The sequence below is a fragment of the Micromonospora tulbaghiae genome (assembly GCF_900091605.1).
In the GTDB taxonomy this organism is placed as follows: Bacteria; Actinomycetota; Actinomycetes; order Mycobacteriales; family Micromonosporaceae; genus Micromonospora; species Micromonospora tulbaghiae.
Genome location: NZ_FMCQ01000008.1, coordinates 198,633 through 219,505, shown reverse-complemented (window position 1 = coordinate 219,505; position 20,873 = coordinate 198,633). Strand labels below are relative to the sequence as shown.

Below are 20,873 nucleotides of genomic sequence, written 5' to 3'. Positions count from 1 at the left end.
CGAGTCCTTCATCAGCTGACATTCAGCGGGCTCTCAGTCTTCCGGTCTACGGTAGGGACCGGTGGCGTGGAGGCACCCTCCACGCCCGGCCCCTCGAACCGCGTGACCGTGCGGTGTGGGCGGGCCGGGTGGGAGCTCCCCGCCGCGCCGGCTCAAACCCCGGTTCGCCCTACGCGTAAGTGCCGGGCTCGCAAGCTCACTCGTCGCGCGCACCGAGGTTTCGAATGTGCGCGACTGCGGGGCTCGCAAGCTCACTCCTCGCGCGCACGGTGTACCGTCGAATGACCGTGGTGCGGCAGTTTGCGTGCCCCGGGGGTCGGGCCGGCCCGCACGGCGGCCCCGGCCGCCGCTCAAGGCGGCGACACCATTCAGACGGTCAGGACGTCGATCAGGAGGATGCGGGCGCCTCGGCACCCGACTACAGCATGGAACGTACGCGTTTCTTCCGCCGACCGGTGGTCTGGATCATCCTGGTCATCCTCGGCGCCGTTGTGCTCAGTCAACTGTTCACCGCTGGTCCCAGCTACCACCGCGTGGACACGTCCGTCGCGCTCGACCAGCTCAACAAGGGTGGCATCGAGAAGGTCGTCTTCCAGGACAAGGAGCAGACGCTCCAGCTCGACCTGAAGGACAAGGCCAAGTTCGACGGCGACACCACCACTGACAAGATCGAGGCGCAGTTCCCGTACGAGGTCGGCGGCCAGGTCTGGAACCAGGTACGCGAGGCCGAGGCGGCGGACCGCATCACCGGCCCGGTCGACACCAAGGTGTCGTCGGACAGCATCTGGGTCAGTCTGCTGGTCAACCTGCTTCCCATCGCGCTGCTCGTGCTCCTGCTGCTGTTCTTCATGTCGCAGATGCAGGGCGGCGGCTCCCGGGTGCTCAACTTCGGCAAGTCCAAGGCGAAGATGATCACCAAGGACACGCCGAAGACCACCTTCGCGGACGTCGCGGGTGCGGACGAGGCGGTCGAGGAACTGCACGAGATCAAGGACTTCCTGCAGAACCCGGCGAAATACCAGGCCCTGGGCGCCAAGATCCCGAAGGGCGTGCTGCTGTTCGGCCCGCCCGGTACCGGTAAGACGCTGCTGGCCCGCGCGGTCGCCGGCGAGGCCGGGGTGCCCTTCTACTCCATCTCCGGCTCCGACTTCGTGGAGATGTTCGTCGGTGTCGGCGCCAGCCGCGTCCGTGACCTGTTCGAGCAGGCCAAGTCGAACGCACCGGCGATCGTCTTCGTCGACGAGATCGACGCGGTCGGCCGACACCGTGGCGCCGGCATGGGCGGCGGTCACGACGAGCGGGAGCAGACGCTCAACCAGCTGCTGGTCGAGATGGACGGCTTCGACACCAAGGGCGGCGTCATCCTGATCGCCGCCACCAACCGGCCGGACATCCTCGACCCGGCGCTGCTGCGCCCGGGCCGGTTCGACAGGCAGATCCCGGTCGACGCCCCCGACATGGAGGGCCGCAAGGCCATCCTGCGGGTGCACGCCAAGGGCAAGCCGTTCACGCCCGACGTCGACCTCGACGCGGTCGCCCGGCGTACCCCGGGCTTCAGCGGCGCCGACCTGGCCAACGTGATCAACGAGGCCGCGCTGCTCACCGCTCGTAAGGAGCAGCGGGCGATCACCAACGACTCCCTGGAGGAGTCGATCGACCGGGTGATCGCCGGCCCGCAGCGCCGGACCCGGGTGATGAGCGACCAGGAGAAGAAGATCACCGCGTACCACGAGGGTGGGCACGCGCTGGTCGCCTGGGCGCTGCCGCACGCCGCGCCGGTGCACAAGGTGACCATCCTGTCCCGGGGTCGCTCGCTGGGTCACACGCTCGTCCTCCCGACGGAGGACAAGTACACCCAGACCCGGGCCGAGATGATCGACACCCTGGCGTACGCGCTGGGTGGCCGGGCGGCCGAGGAACTCGTCTTCCACGAGCCGACCACCGGCGCCGGCAACGACATCGAGAAGGCCACGCAGCTGGCCCGCGCGATGATCACGCAGTACGGCATGAGCTCCAAGCTCGGTGCGATCAAGTACGGCACCAGCGGCGACGAGCCGTTCCTCGGCCGCAACATGGGCCACGAGCGGGACTACTCCGACGTGGTGGCCGCCGAGATCGACGGCGAGATGCGCGCGCTGATCGAGTTGGCCCACGACGAGGCCTGGGAGATCCTGGTGGAGTACCGGGACGTCCTGGACAACATGGTCCTGGAGCTGATGGAGAAGGAGACGCTCTCCACCGCCGACATGGCCCGGATCTGCGCGCGCGTCGTCAAGCGCCCGCCGATGGCGCCGTACCACGGCTTCGGCAAGCGTCAGCCCTCCACCGAGCCGCCGGTGCTCACGCCGGCCGAGAAGGAGGCACTGGCGGCGCAGTCCCGCGCCGACGCCGCCGCCTCGATCGGTGGTTCCAGCAACAACTCGGACGGTACGCACTGAACAGCGATCCGACGACGGCCGGCTCCCCGCACAGGGAGTCGGCCGTCTCCGCAACCGAGCCCGACGGGGACGACGCGCTCGACTACGTGGCCGCGCGTCTGATCAGCGGCAAGCTGACCGGTGGCCCGGTGGAGGACAGCGTCGACCTCGCCCGGATCGAGAAGGCGGTCCGCGAGATCCTCATCGCGGTCGGCGAGGACCCGGACCGCGACGGCCTCCAGCAGACGCCGGCCCGGGTGGCCCGCGCTTACGCCGAACTCTTCGCCGGCCTGCGGGTCGACCCGGCGCAGGTGCTCCGCACCACGTTCGAGGCCAACCACGAGGAGTTGGTGCTCGTCCGGGACATCGACGTGATGAGCCTCTGTGAGCACCACCTGCTGCCGTTCCGGGGCAGCGCGCACATCGGCTACATCCCCGGCCCGGACGGCCGGATCACCGGCCTGTCGAAGCTGGCCCGGCTGGTCGAGGTGTTCGCCCGCCGGCCGCAGGTGCAGGAGCGGCTCACCTCGCAGATCGCCGACCTGCTGATGTCCAGCCTCGCCCCGCGCGGCGTGATCGTGGTGCTGGAGTGCGAGCACATGTGCATGGCGATGCGCGGCATCCAGAAGTCGGGCGCGAAGACCATCACGTCCGCCGTTCGCGGCGGCCTCCAGAACGACGCGAAGTCGCGGGCCGAGGCGATGGCACTGATCATGGCCCGCTGACCCTCGACCGACACCGACGGCCGCGTACTCCCACCCGGGAGGGCGCGGCCGTCGTCAGTCGGGCAGCATGGCCAGCAGCAGGCCGGCGGCGGTGAGCACCGCCGGGACCAGGCAGACCAGGGCGCCGAAGCGGGGCGTCCGGTCCACCCGGTCGGTGGGCCGCGGGCGGAAGACCCGCCCCACCGCGAGCCAGCCCAGCATGAACGCGACAGCCGGCAGCGGCAGCCCCACGAGCAGCGCCAGCACCGTCACCGGCCCCGGACCGGCGACCGCGTACAGCACCAGCTGGAGGAGCGGCACCACGAGCGCCAGCGGCCCGTACACCAGCAGGTTGCGGGGACGGGCCGGCCACCGGGCCAGCCGCGGCAGGCCACGGGCGCTCAGCGTGTCGTCCGCGGCGTCCGCCCAGTCCCCGGCCGCGCGCAGCGCCGCCAGCACCGACGACGGCCCGCCCGCCATCGACCGGGCCGCCTCGGTCACCTCCGGTGGCGTCGGGACCAGCGACATCGACGGTACGCCCAGCTCACGCAGCCGGGACTGCTGCGGCGCCAGCCGTTCGCGTACCGCGGTCAGCTCCTCACGGGCCGCGGCCACCGACCGTGCCTGCTCCCCAGCCGCGGTGGCCGCCGCCCGGCGTACGCCGTCGAGCGCCCGCGCGGCCGCGACGTACTCCGCCCAGGCCGACTCGGCGGGGTCCGCCACAGTGGTCGGCCCACCCGAGCGGGGCCCCGGTACGGCCGTGCCGGTCTCACTCATGCGGCCCCCTCCCCGGCGCGGTCCGTCACCTGCGGGCCCGGCTCGACCCGCGCCGTCGCCACCTCGGCCGTGCCGTACGGCACGAAGACGGTGCCCTGCTCGTCCGGGCCGTCCCAGAGCATCGCGCGACCCGGCCGGGGCCGCCACCAGACCGGGCGGTCGAAGAGCTGCTCCAGCCGGCCGCCCGGTACGTCGGTGACCGCCACGGCGGTGAGCTTGTCCACCTCGCCCTCCGGGCCGAGCAGCCCGGCCAGCGGAGCCGGTGTCCGCCACCAGCCGAGCAGGTGCCGGCCGGTCGGCGGCCCCTCCAGCAGCAGCGTCCGCAGCAGGTCGGGCGGAAGCTCGGCGGCGTCCGGCACGTCCAGCCCGAAGACCACCAGGTAGCCCGGCTCGTCCGACTCCATGGCGGTGCGCAGCCCGGCCGCGTCGACGGTCTCCACCCGGTGGCGTCCGGCCAACTCGGCGGCGAGCCCTCCGGCCGGCTCGGCCGACCCGTTCGCCAGCGGCGCCAGCACGAACCGGGCCGAGCCCGGTTGCGCCGCCGCCGCGCTGCGTACCGCCGTGACCAGCAGGCGCTCGGCCTCCTCGTCCCGCCCCAGGACGGCCAGATTCCGCCCCGCGCCCGGCCCCAGCGGCACCGTCACGGTGGACCGCCGTACGTCCACCGCCCGGCCCAGCAGCGCGGCGGGCGCGTGTGCCCGGCCGGCGAGCGCGGCCCGGTGCCGCGGATCGTTGGCGAGCAGCGGGCGGGCGTACCCGGCGAATACCACCGGAGGCGTCGCCGAGTCGCCCCGCGCCTCCCAGAGCCGTCGCCGCAGGCCGGTCAGGACCTCGGGATCCTCGTACGGATCAGGGAAGCGGATCATCCGCTCGTGTCCCCGGGTCGCGCCGCGAGGACCGCCCAGACCGCCGGCCGTGTTCACCACCGCGCTGCCCACCGGCAGCCCGGCCGCCGAGTCGTTCGCCGGCTCCAGCACCGCCGAGCCGCCGGGCAGAGCCACCCGCACCGGGAACTGGCCGAGCAGCGGGTCGCGCGGGCCGCCGATGCCCAGGTCTCCCTCGCCGGCCAGCACCAGGTGGATCCCGTACGACCGGCCGGCGCGGGCGAGCGCGTCCAGCCGGGCCAGCAGGTCGGCGGCGAGGCGGTCCCGCTCACGCAGCGCCAGCGGGAAGTTGTCGACCACGCAGACGATCCGGGGCAGCGGCTGGTGCTGCCGCAGCTCGGCGTACCGCTGCCCGCCGGCCCGCCGGGACGCCTCCTCGCGGCGGCGCAGCTCCGCCTCCAGCTCGCCGAACAGGTCGGCCACGTACTCCCGGTCGGCCGCCATGCCGGCGGCACGCACCTGCGGCACCCAGGAGCGGTCCCGCTCGGTCTGGAGGAACTCCACGAAGGACTCGCCGTCGGCCAGGTCGGCGAGGTAGAGCGCCAGCTCGTCCGGGCCGTACCGGGCGGCGAGGCCGAATAACGCGTCGGTCAGGAACGCGGACCGGCCCGCCTGGCCCCGGCCGCTGACCAGCCAGTGGGGGGTCAGCTCGGTGAAGCCGAGGCTGACCGGGCGTCCGGCGGCGTCACCGACAGTGGTGCTGAGCCCGTCGGCCGAGCCGGCCGTCCAGAAACCGTCCGTCGGCAGCAGGTCACGCAGGGAGAGGCGGGAGCCGTCCTCGATCTGCCGGGCCAGCCGCGCGCACACAGCGGCGACCAGGTCGGCGGGCGGATCGTCGTCGAGGAACACGGGCGAGTTCAGCCCGCCCGGCGGCTCGGCGCCGGGACTGCTGAAGCCGGCGCCCGGCGGGTCACCGACAAGCGCGTACGCGGTGCGGACCGTGACCGCTGTGGCGCGCGGCAGCGGACTGCCGTCCGGCCAGCCGGCGAGCACCAGATGCAGCCCGGCGCGCGGCCCGCCCTCCGCCAGTCCGGCGAGCCGGTCCAGGTCGGCGGTGGTCGTACCGTCGGGCAGCGCCGCGACCAAGAGCAGCAGCGTCCGGTCGTGCCCGCGCTGCCGGGCCGTCCCGGCGGCCACCCACTGCTCCGCCTCGGCCAGTACGGCGCGCATCCCGGCGAGGTCGGTGGCGGGCGGGGGCAGCAGACCGGCGTCGGAGAGCGGCGCGTACCCGGCGAAGGTCTCGCCGGAACCGCCGTCGACCGCACGCGCCAGCAGCGCGCCCGCCGGAGTGGCAGCGAAGACGCGCAGCAGCAGCGCGCGGAGCAGCCCGGCCACCCGGGCGTCCGAGGCGTCGGCGTCGAGGCTCAGGTGGCCGCTGCCGAGCAACGGCACCAGCGCGGGGAAGCGGGCGTCGTCGAGCGGCGCTGCGGTGCCCACCCGGACCAGCGGCGGCAGACCGTCACCGGGAGGCGTCGTCGCGCTCAGTGATTCCAGCGGCCCGCCGGCCCAACCGGGCGCCGCCAGATCGGCCGCCGCCCGCAGGCGCTCGGCCAGCTCGTACTGCCGATGATGGTCGGCCGGCGCGGGCCGGATCTCGTCGAGGATGCCCGCCGCCGCCGTCGCGGCGGCCTCGGCCCGGCGGTGCAGCGCGGCGGCCCGGCCGGCGCGCGCCTTCGGAGTCGCCACCGCGTCCACCTCTCTTTCCGAGGCCGACATGTCCTCCCCGAGGTGTGACGGTAACCCAGGCGGCGGCCGTCCACCGGGATGTCGGTCGGCGCGGTGAGCTGGTCGGCGGTGAGCAGCCTCACCCCGCCGCCGGGCGGCGTCCGCCCGGCGGTTCGCCACGATCCGCCAGTTCCAGGCATTGGGTACGCGAGGCGCAGCCGATAGCCTCAGGAGGTGGAATCAGTGCAGCCCCCCGCCGGTTCCCAGGTGTCCCGAGTACCGGCGCAGCGGACCCCGCCGGAGCAGTTGGCGCCCCCCGCGCCCGCTCCCGCACCGGTACGCCCCAAGCGCCCGGTGCGCACAGTGCTCACTGTGGTCGCGGGGGTGCTGGCGGTGCTGTGCACTGTCGGCGGGGTGGTGGGGTTCGTGCTGTACGACCGCGCAACCGCCCCGGACCGTGGCTCTCCTGAGGTTGTCGTCGCTAGTTACATCCAGTACTCCGTCGACGAACGCAATGACGTCAAGGCCGCGGGGTTCGAGTGCCGTAACGACGTCGACCTTGACGATCTGCGATCACTTCGCGATGACCTTGTCGCACGGGAGCAACGGTTTAACACGACGATTTCCGTGAGCTGGGAGAACCTCAGCGTCGAGCAGGCGGGTGAGAAGGCTCAGGTGCGGGTAGACCTGGTGTTCTCAGCGGTGGTGGACGGGATTCGCCAGGGTGATCGCCAGACTTGGGTTTTTGAGACGAAGGACCAAGACGGCTGGGGCGTCTGCTCGGCACAACGCGCCGCTTGACGCGGCTACTCGAGCCAGAGCAGGTGCACCGGCACCTCCAACGTGGTCGGTGCCTGGCCACGCCACGCCCACCGGTACCACTCCAGCTCCGGGGCCACCCGCACGCAGATGTCGCCGTCCGCGCCGGAGTAGGTCTCGGTGACGGCACGCAGGTCGCGCCGTTCCACACCGTTGTCCACGTGCACCACGCGCCGCCCGGTCACCGCGTCGGCCTCGAACACCGGCGTGGGCGGCCGGCGTTCGGGCACGTCCAGCGAGACCAGCCGGAGTCCCGGGGCGGTCGCCCCGGTCGCCGGACGCCGCTCGCCGATGGTCTCCACCCAGACCCGTTCCACAGGCACCAGCGGGGCGAACACCTCCACCTGCTCGGCCTCGGCCCGGTACCACTCGTGTTCCGGGATCACCGGCACGTAGGTGCGGCTGCCCTGCACCACGCGCTCGTCGGCCCGCAGGTCGCCGCGCCAGCCGAGACCGGGCAGGCCGACCAGCACCCGGCGGCCACGCAGCTCGGTCCCGCCGGTGGCGGGGACGGTCTCCACCGGCCGGGGCGGCAGCGGCGCCCAGTCCGGCCGGTCGGCGAACGGGTCGGGCAGGGGATTGCTCATCCGCCCGGCCTCACTCGGTCTCGCCGAGGGGCGCGCCCCGCTTGCGCATGAAGGGCACCGGGTTGTCCGCGCCGTTGCTGGACCGGTCGCCGTTCTTGTGCACCTCGAAGTGCAGGTGCGGGCCGGACGAGTTGCCGCTGCTGCCGGAGAGCCCGATGACCTCACCCGCCGCGACCGACTGACCCGGCACCACCCTCGGTCGCTCGACCATGTGGCAGTAACGGGTGATGAACCCTCCGGCGTGCAGGATGTCCACGAACCATCCGCAGCCACCCTTGTTCGGCCAGCCGTCCCGGTCGCAGTCCTTCCGCCCGGAGCGGTCGGGGTCGCAGCGGGCCACCAGCACCCGGCCCGCCGAGGCGGCGTGGATCGGCGTGCCCTTCGAGGCGGCCAGGTCCACGCCGTGGTGGCTGGGACGGGCGGTGGTGCGGAAGCCGGAGACCACGCCGCCGGGCAGCGGCGCGGTCCAGCCGGAGGCGGCGATCCGGTCTCCGGCCGCCGCGTCGCACACGGCCTTCCCGGCGATCTCCACGGTCCGGGCGGCGCCGCCGGCGAGCGCGTCGACGATGCGTCCGGCCAGTTCCTCGTGCTTGGCGTAGGCGTCGGGATAGGCGCTCACCTGGACCCGCTGGGCCACGACTGTGAGCGGGCGCTGCTGCCAGTTCGGCACCTGCACCATCTTCTGGTAGAACTTCCGGGCCGTGTACGAGGGCGTCATCCGCTGCTCGACGCTGCCCCACCCGGGCCGCTGCTGGAACAGGCCGAGCGAGTCGTGGTCGGCGCCCACTCCCTCGTGCGGCAGCGCGAGCGACGCCGGGACGGTGCTGTTCGCGAGGTTGCGCAGCGCTGATTCCTGCATCGCGGTGGCCAGCGCGATCACCCAGCCGCGAGCGGGGAGCTTCATGTCCTGGCCGACCTTGATGATGACCGCGGCGTTGCGCAGCTGGCGCTCGCCGTACTCGGCGAAGCGCGGCATGTCGCCGGTCAGGTTCACCTGGTAGGCCGGGTCACAGTTCAGGGCCGCGAGCTTCGGGTCGTCCTCGTCGCCGCCCAGTTCGGTGAGGAGGAAGGCGCCGGCGCCGCCGACGCAGCAGAGCAGGGCGAGCACGCTCGCGACGGCGGTGGCGACCACGCCCAGGCGTAGCTTCCGGCGGACCTGTCCGGCGACGGCCGGGCCGGCGGTCACGACCGCTCCCAGTCGATCGCGTCCACCAGCCAGGGCCCGTCCGGTGCGACGAGTTCGAGCCGGAGCGTGCCGTTGTCCAGCGGGACCAACGCCTCCACGAAGGACTCGGTGCGGGGCCGGAGCGTCGGAGCGCCCGTCGTCCTCCGTGCGGGAACGGTCTCCGGGTCGGCACCGGTCATCTTCTCGGCCAGCGCCGGGGTGGAGAGTGGCCGCAGGCGGGCCTGCCAGGCGTCGCCGCTGCTGCCCGGACCGCTCAGCCACGCGGTGGTGAACCGCCCGGCGACCTGCTCCGGCGTGTCCTCGCCCGGCCGGGTCTTCGGAGCGACCGCGGCCGGCGGGCTGGCCAGCACGCCGTCGTCACCGGCCTCCGGGTCCGAAGTGCTGATCGGCTGGGTGGGTCGACTGGTCAGGCCGAGGCCCGGGTCGCCCGGCCCGGCGACCAGGCGGGCCGCGCCGATCACCCCGAAGACCAGCACGGCGATCACGAGGGCGACGCCGATCCGGGACCGGAGGATCCGGGTGAAGAGGAATTCCAGCGCGCGTCGCACCGGACTCACCGGGCCTCGGAGCGGATGCGCGGCGCCGGCCGGGCCGGGGAGGTGCCGCGGCCCGCCGAGTCCGGCCGGTAGACGGCGTAGGAGGGCGACTCCTCCGGCACGTCCGGCTCGGTCCAGGTCGACGGCGCGCGCCGGGGCCGGGGTGTGGTCGCCGGTCGTCCGCTGGCGGGTGCCTCCTCCGGCCGTTCCCGCCCGTCCGGCCGCTCCCGTTCAGCGGGTCTGGCGCTGTGTGCCGGATCCTCGTGCCGGGCCTCCGGCCGGAGGCTGCGCTGGTCGGCCGTGACGGTACGGCGCTTGCCGATCGCCGGCTCGTTGGTGCCGCCGGGTTCCGCCACGTCCAGCCGGGCCGCGATCCGCATGTCCCGGAAGAACCGCCGGTGCCAGGAGCCGGCCGAGCTGACCGCCTCGCTGCTGTCCTTGCCGCCGAGCTGGGTGATCCGGCGGTACGGGCGCAGCAGCAACCAGCCGACCACCCCGCAGAGCCAGACCAGCACCACCTGGAGCCAGCCGGGCAGCGTGGCGGTGTTCATGATCAGGTCGACGGCGAAGAGGTAGATGGCCGCGCCGGTGCCGAAGATGGCGATGTTGAAGACCGCGGCGACCACCGCGTTCGCCAGCCGCCGGAGGCCGGCGCTGGCCGGGCGCATCAGGCCGACCGTGCCGAGGATCGGCGCGGCGATCACCGCCCAGCGGAAGATCAGGAAGCCGAGCAGCACCAGCAGCGACGCGGTGAGGTCGAACATGGCGAACAGCACCGATGCCAGCACCGCGATGAACCCGGCGCCGATCCGGTCCATGTCCCGGGTGCCCTGGAGATACTCGTACGCCTCCGGGTCCTCGGTCTTGATCTGCTCGGCGACCTTGGCCCACTGCTGTTGCTTGGCCTTGATGACCACGTCGCGAGTGGCCGGCTTAGTCCGGATAGCCTCCGCCTCGCCCCAGGTCAGGGACTTGGCGTCGTAGAGCGCCTCGCCGTACTTCTTGGCGGTCTCGCTGTCGGCCGAACCGAGCACACCGCGCAGCCAGTTCCGGTAGAGCATCGTCTCGGTCGCCGTGTCGCTCGCGCGCACGGCGGGTGGCCGCTTGTCGACACAGGCGCTCGGGTTCGGCAGCGCGCACTTGTCCGGCGGAACGGTCTTGGAGGAGGGACCGACCGCGTCGTGCACCACGCCCAGCGTGGTGATCAGCGTGTTGTCGGCGATGTTCGCGGACTTGACCGGCCAGGCGGCCAGCGCGGTCACCGCCACCATCACCAGCAGCGCCCAGCCCGCGGTGGTCATCGCGTTGCTCATGTCCGACTGGCGGGACCGCCAGAGCAGGTAGAGGCCGACCACGCAGACGGTGATGATGCCGAAGACGCTGAACACCTTCTGGTAGACGGCCTTGGTGGCCTGCTCCACAAGCGGGTCGGCCCAGCTCCACATCGTCCGCGGATCCCAGGCGCGCTCACGCAGCGCGTTCGAGGCGCCGATCACCGCGTTGGCGAACATGAACTCGCCGTTGGCGACCATCGTGGTGAATCGGTAGTCCGGGTGCAGCACCGAGGAGGCGCAGCCGCCGTCCACGTCGTACGTGTTGTAGCTGTATCCGGCGTACCCGTAGTCGCTGTAGAGGCCCTTCGGGCCGGGCTCCTTCGCCGAGTCGGGCCGGGACGCGAACCAGCCGGCCAGGCCCGAGTCCGGCGCGGCGGGCACCGGGGCATTACGGCACTCGACCTGGTCCTCGCTCACCTCCTTGAGCTTGCCGACGCAGGACCGGAAGTCGGCCTGCCACTCCTTGGTGCTGCACAGCTCGGCGCGCGCCTGGGTGACCGGCGCGGCCGCGTACGCGGGTGTGGCCGCCCCGATCACCGGCCAGGAGATCGTGGCCCCGGCGAGTACGCCGAGCGCGAGGAGGAGCGCCGCGATCCGTGCCCGGGCCCGCGGGCCTGTGTCGGAGTCCCTGGCCGGCCTGCGGCGGGCCCAGGCGACGACCGGCCGCGTTGGAGTTCCGTCCGGATACGACACCGGTATCCGGAAGAAACGCCGCCTTGCCGGACGCCGCCTGGGCTCCGCCTCGGCTCGACCGGGGACTCCGACACAGGCCCTTGCCATGTCACGCCTCCAGGTCAGCCAGGACGGTCGGCAGTATCCCGGCGGCCTGGGCGACCGCAGCGGGGGTGGTGTCCAGGTGCTCCAGCAGCCCGTCGACGTACGACACGTCGACTCGGACCTTCTGCACGCGCCCATCGACGTCGCGCATGACGAACTCGCGGAAGCCGAGCCGGTTGGCCGATCCGCTGTCGGCCTGGGAGAGCGAGGCGAGTGTCGCTTCGTACCCGTCGTCGACAGGCACCCGCAGCAGGCGCAGCGCCTCGGAGGCGATCTCGCTGTCCTCGGCGATCCGGCCGACGAAGACGGTGGAGACGAGGTTCTGCACGTCGAGGCCGAGGATGTCCTTCGGGTTCTGCGAGGCGACGAGCGCTGCGAGGTTCCACTTGCGGGAGTCGCGGGCGAGCCGGACCAGGAACGACCGCCCGGACCGCCAGCCCTCCATGAAGTGTGCCTCGTCGAGGCCGACCAGCTTGCGGGAGGACATCGACCCGCCGTAGCAGCGGCGTACGGCGAGCCGGTGCGCGGTGTGCAGCATCGGCAGCGCGAGCGCCTCCTCGGCCGACCAGTACTCCCGCTCGATCTTGAGGTCGGGGAGCCGCAGGCCGGCCATGGTGATGACGGTGAGCGCGGCGTCGGCGCCGAGCAGCCCTTCCGGCGGCCGGCCGAAGAAGAGCATGGCCAGCGGCATCTCGGCGGTGTCGAGCAGCAGGTGGGCCAGCTCGCGGCCGGCGTCGTCGTCGAGCCCCTGAAGGCAGGTGACCACGTCGTCGAGCGTGGAGGTCTCCTCGGCGGGCACCTGGCGTACCGCGTGCCGGAACAGCGTGGCGGTGGACGCCTCCCGGGCCACCTGCGGCGGCACCAGCATCATGCAGATGTCCTGCACCAGCATCCGGCGCTCGGCTCGGGCGTTGGAGACGGCGATCTCGAACTCGCGGTCGCCTGGCGCCCCGGCGCCGAACTCGCTGCGCAGCGGCGTCGGGATCAGCGAGTACGGCGCCAGCGTGCCCTGCTCGGAGCCGGTCAGGTTGAGCACCCGGGAGTACGGGGCCAGCTCGGGCATGGCGCAGAGCCGGGCCAGCGGGCCGGACGGGTCGAGCAGCGTCACCTGCACGCCGCGGCGGGCGGCCAGGTAGCCGAGCGCGCCGAGCAGCGTCGACTTGCCACCGCCCGGCTCGGCGACGAAGACGGCGAGGCCGGAGCGCTCGCGTACCTCCATCGGGAAGTGCAGGTCGAGGAAGACCGGCCGGCGGCAGGTGCCGGCGGTACGCCCGATCAGGTCGCCGCGCCGGTCGCCGACCGTGGACGCGGCCTGGGGCAGCGCGGCGGCGAGCAGGTTGACGGGCATCCGCCGGACGTAGCCGGTGTTGGCGATCGGCTCGCCGGGGATGAACTCGCGGGCCAGCCAGTCCTGGTTCTTCGGATGCTGCAGCGAGATCCGCAGCTCCCGGGAGTAGAGCTGGATGAGCCGCCGGGCCCGCTCCATGCACTCCTCCCGGGTACGGCCGCCGACCGCGATCCGGTGCCAGCCGTGTGCCCGGGCCGAGTCGACGGGCAGGCCGGTGGTCATCTCGTCACCGATCACCAGCGCGCGCTTGGCCAGTCGTTCCAGCTCCGGGGGCGCGTCGATGCCGTGCTCGGCGTAGTCGAGCTGCTGGGAGCGGATCATCCGGAGCCGGTGTTCGAGGTTCCGGAAGGAGTCGTTGGGGCCGAGGATGTCGACCCGGGTGGACAGCTCCATCGGCCACGGCAGCCGCTCGTGGAAGTGCAGCCAGGGCTCGTGCCGTTCGGGGATCTCCAGCGGCTCCATCCGGCCGACCGCGAGCACGGCGACGTGCCGTTCCTCGCCGGTCATCCGGTTGACCAGCTTCACCGTGGAGCCGTACGGGGTGCGGTAGCGCTCGACCTGCTCGGTGAGGGCCAGCAGATCGCCGCGTTCCCACCGGCCGTTGGTGATCGGGGACAGGACGCCGGGCGGCGCCATGCACAGCGCCACCGAGCGGTAGAGCAGCCACTCCAGCTCGGGCGCGGTGACCCGGCGCCCGCGCATGCCGAACGCGCCGAGGACCTCGTCGAACTGCTCGACGGTACGGCTCAGCCGGCGCCGCTCGCCGTCGGCGGTGCCCCGGCCGAATGTGCGGAGCAGTCGTTCGGTGAGTGAGTCGCCGAGTGACCGGCGGGCGAACGTGACACCGAGGTAGGTCTGGCCCTCGGCGTGGTTGACCGCCATCAGGTGCCGCTGGGCGGCGACCAGGTGGTCGGCCCATCCGGTGGTGCCCGGTACGTCGGGCAGCGGGGCGGCGGTGTGCGCGTCGATGGTGCGGGCCCACTCGTCGGCCGGGAAGGGCCGGGTGGTGCGACGCAGGTGCAGCCGGAACCCGGCGAGTCCGGCGTACTGCTCGGAGATCGCCGAGAGAAGCGCCTCGCGTTCGGCGTCCGGCCGGAACGCCCACCGCACCTCGGGCAGCCAGTACCAGGCGGTGACGGTGTTCGGGGTGAAGGTGAGGTGGCCGGCGATCTCGGTGATGGCCAGCTCGACCGACGGATCCCGGTCGCCGAACTTGATCTTCGGGGCGCGGACCCGGACCGGCTTGGTCGGCCGGTTCCGGCGGTCCGGCGTGCGCTGCCGGGGCGGCGCCACCTCGCGGTGCGCGGGACGGCCGACCTCCCGCGACGGCGCCGCGCCGGCCGCGAGCGGGTCGGCCGCAGCGAGATCCGGCTCCCGGTAGTCGGCGGGAGCAGGCGCGGGCGCGGGGGCGTGGATCTGCGGGGGCGGCGGGAGCGCCGGCTCGGGCTCGGCCGGGGGCCGGAGAGCGGGCAGCCGGTCACCGGCCTGCTGCGGCACCCGGCTACGCGACGGCGGCGGCGGGGCGATCGCGGCCGGCGGGTCGGGCAGGGACGGCTCGATCGGCAGCGGTGCGGCGTGTGTGGGCTCGGGCCGGGGGCGCCCGACCACGCGTACCCCAGGGGTCTGCTCGCGGGCCGGTGGTTCCGGTTCGGGCCGGGGCACCGGCGCGACCGGCACGGCGGGCTGGTGCGGGATCGGCAGGGGCTCGCGGCCGACGCCGCGGCGGGGCGGGGCCACCACCGGCTCGACCGGTGCGGGCGGCGTGGGCGCGGCCGGTCGCCGCCGGGGCTGCGCGCCGCCGAACAGGTCGAGGAAGGGGGAGTCGATGTCGCCGTCGGGGCGTACCGGCTCGCGCGGGGTGAGCGGTCGCGGCGGCTGGAAGACGCCGACGCGGCTGTGCCCGGGGCTGGTGACGAGCGCGCTGTCCAGGACGACCTCGTCCAGATCCTCGTCCGGCGGGTAGTCGAACGATCGCGCACCGTTACCGGTGGGCCCGGCCGGGCGCCCGGCCGGGGAACCCGGCGTGGAAGAGCGACTCATGCGACCGCCTCACCCGCGTCGTTCGTCTGCACGGTTGTCGTACGCCCGGTCATGCCAGTTCCTCCCGGATCCTGATCCGGCTCGCGACGAGCCGCGGATCCCGCTGCTCGGTGGCCGGTTCCCGGGTGCGTCGCCAGTCGGTCAGCGCGGTCCGGATGACCATGCGCGCGGGCCGGTCCGGGTCGACGTACCGGAAGATGAACGAGGTCGTCACGATCGCCAGCGAGATCTCCCAGGCGGGGAACAGCTCGACCTGGAGCGTGAACAACCAGTGGATGAACATGTAGAGGGGTACGAGCAGCATGAACAGGCCGTACTGGGCGTACGGCAGGTGGACGGGAAGGGTGTACCCGGGCGGCCCCAGGTAGACGAGGCGTGCCCGGTAGATGTCGTCGTCGGTGCGCAGCCGCATCGTCGCCCAACGCCCTACTCGAAGATCAGGTTGATCAGGTAGTCGCCGACGAAGAAGAGTGTGGCCGCTCCGGCGATGAAGGCCAGGCCGATGATGGCGATGGCCGAGCTGGTCAGCACCTTGGAGATCTCACCCCGGCTGGCCCGGCCGATGAAGATCACTCCGAGGACCGCGAGCAGGATCGGCGCGATCTTGCTGGCGAAGAAGGTGACGACGTTGTCGGTGTCGATGCCCTTCGGGGCCGGCTCGGCGAGTGGAGTCGACGCCAGGGTGTGGAGCGCGTGGTCCACGGCACTGGACGCCGTTGCCATGAGCTCGATGGCGATCACTGGAAACCTCCCCAAGGTCGCGGCCGGCAGCGCCGCGTTGGTGCAAGTAGGCAAGCCTGGCGGGATGGTGCTCGTCAGAGACAGCGCCGTCAACGCTGAGTCCGTCACCCACCACGCAGAGTGGTGAGTTTTGGGGGGATTCTTCCCGCTTCGGCCCTCCCTCCAGGCTTCGCCATCTCGATGCTGGGCAATTCCAAAGCGTACGGCCCGGCCACCTTTGCGACAAGCCGTGAAGAGTCGACCTCGGACGGCCCGGATGACCGATCGTACACCTGTTCCAATGCGCACGTCAGGGGTGCCGCGTCGGGCGCTCGCCCGGTGGCCGGAAGCCCTGCCGGCGAACGGTACTGTCGGGTCCGTGACCGATCTGGTACGGGCGGAGACCCCGGTGGTGATGGGCGTCCTCAACGTCACGCCCGACTCCTTCTCCGACGGCGGCAGATACGCCGATCTGGACACGGCCGTCGCACACGGGGTGCGACTACGCTCCGACGGCGCCGACCTGATCGACGTGGGCGGCGAGTCCACCCGGCCCGGCGCCGACCGGGTCGACGCGGAGACGGAGACCGCCCGGGTGCTGCCGGTGGTCCGCGAGCTGAGCGCCGCCGGCATCCGGGTCAGTATCGACACCAGCCGCGCCCGGGTCGCCGAGGCGGTCCTCGCCGCCGGCGCGTACGTGGTCAACGACGTCTCCGGCGGCCTCGCCGACCCGGACATGGCCCGGGTGGTCCGCGACGCCGGCTGCCCCTGGGTGCTCATGCACTGGCGGGGGCACTCCCGCGGGATGCGCGAGCTGGCCACGTACACCGACGTGGTGGCCGAGGTCCGGGACGAGCTGAGCCGGCGCGTCGACGCCGCGCTCGCCGCCGGGGTGGCCGCCGACCGGATCATCGTCGACCCGGGCCTGGGCTTCGCGAAGACCGCCGCCCACAACTGGGCGCTGAGCGCCCGCCTGCCCGAGCTGGTCGACCTGGGCTTTCCGGTGCTGTTCGGGGCCAGCCGCAAGTCCTACCTCGGCCGGCTGCTCGCCGACCCGGCCGGCGAGCCCCGGCCCACCGCCGGCCGGGAGGCCGCGACCGTCGCGACGAGCGTGCTCGCCGTCGCGGCCGGCGCCTGGGGGGTACGCGTGCACGACGTCCGCGCCACCGCCGACGCGCTCGCCGTCTGGCGTGCCACCGGCAGCCCCCGGCTCGCCACCGCGACCGGCACCCGGCCTGCGAGCGCGTCGCCGACGGAGGCGGCCACCGGCGGGCGGCAGGCGGAGGCGGCCACCGGCGGCACCCGGCCGGCGGAAGCGGCCACCGGCCTGAGCGGAGGCGACCGATGACCGACCGGATCGAGCTGACTGGCCTGCGCGCGCACGGCCGCCACGGCGTCTACGACTTCGAGCGCGCACAGGGGCAGGAGTTCGTGGTCGACGCGGTGCTCGAACTGGACCTGGGCCCGGCCGCGCGCTCGGACGAGGTGAGCGACACCGTGCACTACGGCGAACTGGCCGAACGCCTGGTCGCCGTGATCACCGGCGAGCCGGTGAACCTGATCGAGACGCTCGCCGACCGGCTGCTCGCGGTCTGCCTGGCCGAGCCGCTGGTGGCCGCCGCGACGGTGACCGTGCACAAGCCGGAGGCCCCGATCCCGCACGCGTTCCGGGACGTGGCCGTCACGATGCGGCGTACCCGATGACCCGGGCCGTGCTGTCGATCGGCAGCAACCTCGGCGACCGCCTCGGCCACCTGCGCGGCGCGGTGGCCGCGCTCGGCGACAGCGTGCTGCTGGTCTCCGGCGTCTACGAGACTCCACCGTGGGGGGACGCCGACCAGCCCGCGTACCTGAACGCGGTGGTGATGGCCGCGGACCCGGCGGCGACGCCCGAGGACTGGCTGGCCCGCGCCCGGGCCGCGGAGGCGGCGGCCGGGCGCGCCCGCGACCCGCAACGGCGGTACGGGCCCCGCACGCTGGACGTGGACGTGATCGCGGTCTGGGACGACGCCGGTGAGCCGGTGCTCCGCGACGATCCCGAGCTGACAGTGCCGCACCCCCGGGCCCGCCTGCGCGCCTTCGTGCTGCGCCCGTGGATCGACATCGAGCCGCACGGCCGGCTGCCCGGGCACGGCTGGCTGACCGACCTGCTCAACGCCGAGCCGCTGGCCGGGGACGCCCTGGAACTGAGCCCGCGACCCGATCTGACGCTAGAGTCGGACACATGACCCGGTGGAGCGTGGCCCGGCAGTGGCGAGCTGAGGAGGTGCGGTGAGCACCGACCGCTCCCCGCAGGGGCCCGACCGCTTCCGGATGGGTCCGACCCGGACCTCCACGCTGGTGGTGGCCGGTCTGGCCGCCGCCGCGGTGGCCTGGCTGCTGATCAGCAGCTTCTACGGAGACCTCGGGTCTGACCTGCCCTGGCTGCCGGTGATCACGCTGGCCGGGCTGGCCGTGCTGGAGGGCTACGCGGCGGTGAACACCCGGGGCCGGATCGAGCGGCGACCCGGCCGGGAGCCGGTGAACCCACTGCTGGTCGCCCGGTTCGTGGTGCTGGCAAAGGCGTCCGCGCTGGCCGGGGCCATCTTCGCCGGCTTCTACGCCGGCCTGACCGGCTGGCTCTTCGTGGAACAGACCAACGCGGCCACGAACGATCGCCCCGCCGCGCTCGGCGGCCTGATCGCCGCGCTGGCGCTGGTCGCGGCCGCGCTCTGGCTGGAACGCTCCTGCCGGGTGCCGGAGCAGGAGGACGACGAGGACCGCGAGCCGGGCGACCGGGAGACGCCCCGCGGGCGTCTCTGAGGGTTCCCCCCACCCCGCCCCGGAGGTACCGTCCCTGGCGACCGGAGAGCGACGGCCGCCACCGGTCCGCCCGCCCGTGGGCCGGACGCGGCCACCTGGGGAGGCGCGAGCCAATGGCGTACGACGATGCGGGCCGGACAGCGCCGCCGGAGACGTCGTCCGGGGTGCCCGCTGCCGTACTGGAGAACGTCTTCGACGACCCGGCGCACGGCGAACCCGGCCGGGACCGGATCGCGGTGCACGTGCTCTGGGAGTTCGTGCTGCTCGCCGGACTGGTGGCGATGGCCTGGCTGCTCTGGCGGGAGGACGCGGACGCGCTGCGCGGCGGCGCGCTGAAGACGCTGCTCGTCGACGTCGCAGCGCTCGGTCTGCTCACGCTCGCCGCCGGCCTGAGCCTGCGGGCCGGCGCGGTGAACCTGGCGGTCGGCCCGGTCGCGCTGGCCGCCGCGCTGCACTTCGCCGAGCAGGGCGACCGGGGCATGCGGGAGGCGCTGCTGCCGGCGCTTGCGGTGGCGGCGGCGGCCGGGCTGGCGCTAGCCCTGGCCGTGGTGGTGCTGCATGTGCCCGGGTGGGCGGCGAGCCTGGCCGGGGCGGCCGGCGTGATCGTCTACCTGGAACGGCGCACCGGCCCGGTGGCGGTGCAGGGTGACTACGACCCTCGTCGCAGCGCGCTCTACTTCTTCGTCGGCTTCGCCGCGGTGGCCGTCCTCGGTGGCCTGTTCGCCGCGATGAAACCCGTACGCCGGCTGATCGGCCGGTTCCGCCCGGTCGCCGACCCGGCCCGGCGGCGCGGCGTGGCGGCCGCCACGGTGACCGCGCTGGCGCTCGTCGGGTCCACCGTGCTGGCGATGCTGGGCGGCGTGCTGATCGCGGCGAACGGGGACGGCCAGGTCGCGCCCGGCACCGGACTGGACTGGACCGTGCTGGCGGTGGGCACGGTGATGCTCGCCGGCACCAGCGCGTACGGGCGGCGCGGCGGCATCTTCGGCACCCTGTTCGCGGTCTGCCTGGTGGTGGTGTTCCTCGCCTGGACCGTCCCGCACGGCTGGACGGTCAGCCGGTGGGCGCTCGGCGGTGCCGTGCTCGGCGTGGGCCTGCTCGTCACCCGGCTGGTCGAGACGTTCGGCCGGCCGCGCCCGGCGGCGACGGTCGGGACCGGCCCGGTCCGCCCGGCCCGGGACGGCGCGTTGAGCGGCGGTTGGACGATGACCCCGGCGCCCGAGCCGGCCGACGCCTGGCCGTCGGTGCTGCCGGTACGCCAGCACGACACCCCGGTGGAGGCGTGGGAGGCACCGCGCTGGGACAACGAGCCCCGGCGCTGGGACGCCGACGACCGCTGACCGGCGGCCGCCGTGCGTCCGGCGCGCCCGGACTGATCTCTCCGGTTAGGCTCGGCGGCATGACCGATACTCCCGCCCCCGGCGGCCGTACCTTCGACGAGCTCGACAAGCTCTCCACCGAGGAACTGCGTGAGCAGGCGTTCCACCTGGCGCGCGAGCGCCGCGACGTGGGGTTCTTCTGGTCGGTCCTGCGGCACCTGCCGAACGCGGACGAGGCCGCCGCGCTGGACGGCGCGCCGAACTCGGTCGGCCCGACCATCGACGAGGCGAACGCGCTCTGGCGTGAGCTGACCGGGCACGGCTACGAGGAGTCCGCGCCGCTGCTGCGCGCCGCCTTCATCGACTACCTGATGAAGCACTGAGGTCGATGACGGCCCGCCGGCCGACGACGGCCGACCGGTTACGCAGGTTTGCCCGGCGGGACCGGACGGGAACTGACCGCCGCATGGCTCTGAGCAACCGCCCCCGCACCGTCTCCCGGTACGGCTCGGCCGCCGGCACCGGCACGCTCGCCGCGTTCCTGCTCGTCGCCGTCGGCGGCAGCCCGATGTACGTGGACTGGGCGCAGCGCGGCACCGACCCGACCGGGGCCGGTGGCTGGTTCCTGCGGCTGCTCGCCTGGCCGTCCTGGCGGTGGCACGCCGACGAGGGCGTGTTCGCCACCAACCTGCGGGCGATCCTGCTGATCGTGCTGGCCGCGGCGCTGCTGTACCTGCTGCCCGGCCCGCAGACCGACCGGGTCACGTCCTCGGGCAGCCAGTTCCTCTCCGGCTGGGGCGCGTACGCGCTCGCGGGCGGGCTCAGTGCCCTGCTCGCCACGCTCCTCGGCCCGCACGGCTCGCTGTTCGCCGCGTTCCAGGCGGCTAGCACCGGCGTCACGTACGGCTTCTTCGCGGGCTGGATCGTCGGACTGGCCAGCCTCGGCGGCCGGGCCTGA

19 protein-coding genes are annotated in these 20,873 nt (G+C 73.5%); 10 read left to right on the top strand and 9 right to left on the bottom strand.

The genetic code is table 11. The annotated features are described in order from the left end of the window. The first annotated feature begins 425 nt into the window (after nucleotides 1-425). The gene (gene ftsH, locus GA0070562_RS22840) at nucleotides 426-2,438 is read left to right on the top strand and encodes an ATP-dependent zinc metalloprotease FtsH (protein WP_091425747.1); all 2,013 of its coding nucleotides are present in this window, start codon (nucleotides 426-428) and stop codon (nucleotides 2,436-2,438) included. 86 nt (nucleotides 2,439-2,524) lie between these two features. Then, complete coding sequence (folE, locus tag GA0070562_RS22835; protein WP_013288986.1) at nucleotides 2,525-3,142, top strand: GTP cyclohydrolase I FolE; 618 nt, start codon at nucleotides 2,525-2,527, stop codon at nucleotides 3,140-3,142. A 54-nt stretch (nucleotides 3,143-3,196) separates the two neighbouring features. Here folE and GA0070562_RS22830 read toward each other — a convergent pair whose 3' ends face one another. Together GA0070562_RS22830 and GA0070562_RS22825 are read right to left on the bottom strand one after the other, a co-directional pair. Continuing rightward, nucleotides 3,197-3,898, bottom strand: coding sequence for a hypothetical protein (locus tag GA0070562_RS22830; protein ID WP_091425743.1), 702 nt, complete (start codon nucleotides 3,896-3,898; stop codon nucleotides 3,197-3,199). After that, the gene (locus tag GA0070562_RS22825; RefSeq protein ID WP_175438850.1) at nucleotides 3,895-6,477 is read right to left on the bottom strand and encodes an FtsK/SpoIIIE domain-containing protein; all 2,583 of its coding nucleotides are present in this window, start codon (nucleotides 6,475-6,477) and stop codon (nucleotides 3,895-3,897) included. The genes GA0070562_RS22830 and GA0070562_RS22825 overlap by 4 nt, the downstream gene beginning before the upstream one ends. Before the next feature lie 213 nt (nucleotides 6,478-6,690). Here GA0070562_RS22825 and GA0070562_RS22820 point away from each other — a divergent pair, with 213 nt between their 5' ends. Continuing rightward, nucleotides 6,691-7,248, top strand: coding sequence for a hypothetical protein (locus GA0070562_RS22820; RefSeq protein ID WP_091425738.1), 558 nt, complete (start codon nucleotides 6,691-6,693; stop codon nucleotides 7,246-7,248). A 5-nt stretch (nucleotides 7,249-7,253) separates the two neighbouring features. Here the strand turns inward: GA0070562_RS22820 and GA0070562_RS22815 are convergent, their stop codons facing one another. The 7 genes from GA0070562_RS22815 to GA0070562_RS22785 form a co-directional block, all read right to left on the bottom strand. Beyond that, a complete protein-coding gene (locus GA0070562_RS22815; RefSeq protein ID WP_091425735.1) occupies nucleotides 7,254-7,853 on the bottom strand; it encodes a hypothetical protein in 600 nt (199 codons plus the stop codon). A 10-nt stretch (nucleotides 7,854-7,863) separates the two neighbouring features. After that, on the bottom strand, nucleotides 7,864-9,039 hold the full coding sequence (locus GA0070562_RS22810; RefSeq protein ID WP_091425733.1) for a M23 family metallopeptidase: 1,176 nt from the start codon (nucleotides 9,037-9,039) through the stop codon (nucleotides 7,864-7,866). Then, complete coding sequence (locus tag GA0070562_RS22805) at nucleotides 9,036-9,596, bottom strand: hypothetical protein (protein ID WP_091425730.1); 561 nt, start codon at nucleotides 9,594-9,596, stop codon at nucleotides 9,036-9,038. The genes GA0070562_RS22810 and GA0070562_RS22805 overlap by 4 nt, the downstream gene beginning before the upstream one ends. Further along, a complete protein-coding gene (locus GA0070562_RS22800; RefSeq protein WP_091426055.1) occupies nucleotides 9,593-11,503 on the bottom strand; it encodes an MraY family glycosyltransferase in 1,911 nt (636 codons plus the stop codon). The genes GA0070562_RS22805 and GA0070562_RS22800 overlap by 4 nt, the downstream gene beginning before the upstream one ends. 187 nt (nucleotides 11,504-11,690) lie before the next feature. Beyond that, nucleotides 11,691-15,074, bottom strand: a complete 3,384-nt coding sequence (locus tag GA0070562_RS22795; RefSeq protein ID WP_091425728.1) for an ATP-binding protein — start codon at nucleotides 15,072-15,074, stop codon at nucleotides 11,691-11,693. A 49-nt stretch (nucleotides 15,075-15,123) separates the two neighbouring features. After that, a complete protein-coding gene (locus tag GA0070562_RS22790) occupies nucleotides 15,124-15,486 on the bottom strand; it encodes a hypothetical protein (RefSeq protein ID WP_013288977.1) in 363 nt (120 codons plus the stop codon). Between the two features lie 14 nt (nucleotides 15,487-15,500). Continuing rightward, on the bottom strand, nucleotides 15,501-15,815 hold the full coding sequence (locus GA0070562_RS22785; RefSeq protein WP_013288976.1) for a hypothetical protein: 315 nt from the start codon (nucleotides 15,813-15,815) through the stop codon (nucleotides 15,501-15,503). A 358-nt stretch (nucleotides 15,816-16,173) separates the two neighbouring features. On the opposite strand from GA0070562_RS22785, the gene folP reads away from it, so the two are divergent. From folP to GA0070562_RS22750, 7 genes are all read left to right on the top strand, one after another. Next, a complete protein-coding gene (gene folP / locus GA0070562_RS22780) occupies nucleotides 16,174-17,142 on the top strand; it encodes a dihydropteroate synthase (RefSeq protein ID WP_175438837.1) in 969 nt (322 codons plus the stop codon). Then, nucleotides 17,139-17,498, top strand: a complete 360-nt coding sequence (gene folB, locus GA0070562_RS22775; RefSeq protein WP_091425723.1) for a dihydroneopterin aldolase — start codon at nucleotides 17,139-17,141, stop codon at nucleotides 17,496-17,498. The genes folP and folB overlap by 4 nt, the downstream gene beginning before the upstream one ends. Beyond that, nucleotides 17,495-18,022, top strand: coding sequence for a 2-amino-4-hydroxy-6-hydroxymethyldihydropteridine diphosphokinase (gene folK, locus GA0070562_RS22770; RefSeq protein WP_091425721.1), 528 nt, complete (start codon nucleotides 17,495-17,497; stop codon nucleotides 18,020-18,022). The genes folB and folK overlap by 4 nt, the downstream gene beginning before the upstream one ends. Before the next feature lie 85 nt (nucleotides 18,023-18,107). Beyond that, nucleotides 18,108-18,596, top strand: coding sequence for a DUF3180 domain-containing protein (locus GA0070562_RS22765; RefSeq protein ID WP_091426053.1), 489 nt, complete (start codon nucleotides 18,108-18,110; stop codon nucleotides 18,594-18,596). A 113-nt stretch (nucleotides 18,597-18,709) separates the two neighbouring features. Then, on the top strand, nucleotides 18,710-19,936 hold the full coding sequence (locus tag GA0070562_RS22760) for an ABC transporter permease (RefSeq protein WP_091425719.1): 1,227 nt from the start codon (nucleotides 18,710-18,712) through the stop codon (nucleotides 19,934-19,936). A gap of 59 nt (nucleotides 19,937-19,995) precedes the next feature. Then, nucleotides 19,996-20,298, top strand: coding sequence for a hypothetical protein (locus GA0070562_RS22755; RefSeq protein ID WP_091425717.1), 303 nt, complete (start codon nucleotides 19,996-19,998; stop codon nucleotides 20,296-20,298). Nucleotides 20,299-20,381: 83 nt separating this feature from the next. After that, nucleotides 20,382-20,873 carry a hypothetical protein gene (locus GA0070562_RS22750; protein WP_091425714.1) on the top strand — a complete coding sequence of 164 codons (492 nt, stop codon included), beginning with the start codon at nucleotides 20,382-20,384 and terminating at the stop codon, nucleotides 20,871-20,873.

Coding starts and splice junctions, on each gene's coding strand:
- GA0070562_RS22830 (WP_091425743.1), bottom strand. CDS start 3,898: ATGAGTGAGACCGGCACGGCCGTACCGGGGCCCCGCTCGGGTGGGCCG.
- GA0070562_RS22815 (WP_091425735.1), bottom strand. CDS start 7,853: ATGAGCAATCCCCTGCCCGACCCGTTCGCCGACCGGCCGGACTGGGCG.
- GA0070562_RS22760 (WP_091425719.1), top strand. CDS start 18,710: ATGGCGTACGACGATGCGGGCCGGACAGCGCCGCCGGAGACGTCGTCC.
- GA0070562_RS22790 (WP_013288977.1), bottom strand. CDS start 15,486: ATGCGGCTGCGCACCGACGACGACATCTACCGGGCACGCCTCGTCTAC.
- GA0070562_RS22750 (WP_091425714.1), top strand. CDS start 20,382: ATGGCTCTGAGCAACCGCCCCCGCACCGTCTCCCGGTACGGCTCGGCC.
- folB (WP_091425723.1), top strand. CDS start 17,139: ATGACCGACCGGATCGAGCTGACTGGCCTGCGCGCGCACGGCCGCCAC.
- folK (WP_091425721.1), top strand. CDS start 17,495: ATGACCCGGGCCGTGCTGTCGATCGGCAGCAACCTCGGCGACCGCCTC.
- GA0070562_RS22795 (WP_091425728.1), bottom strand. CDS start 15,074: ATGAGTCGCTCTTCCACGCCGGGTTCCCCGGCCGGGCGCCCGGCCGGG.
- GA0070562_RS22765 (WP_091426053.1), top strand. CDS start 18,108: ATGGGTCCGACCCGGACCTCCACGCTGGTGGTGGCCGGTCTGGCCGCC.
- ftsH (WP_091425747.1), top strand. CDS start 426: ATGGAACGTACGCGTTTCTTCCGCCGACCGGTGGTCTGGATCATCCTG.
- GA0070562_RS22755 (WP_091425717.1), top strand. CDS start 19,996: ATGACCGATACTCCCGCCCCCGGCGGCCGTACCTTCGACGAGCTCGAC.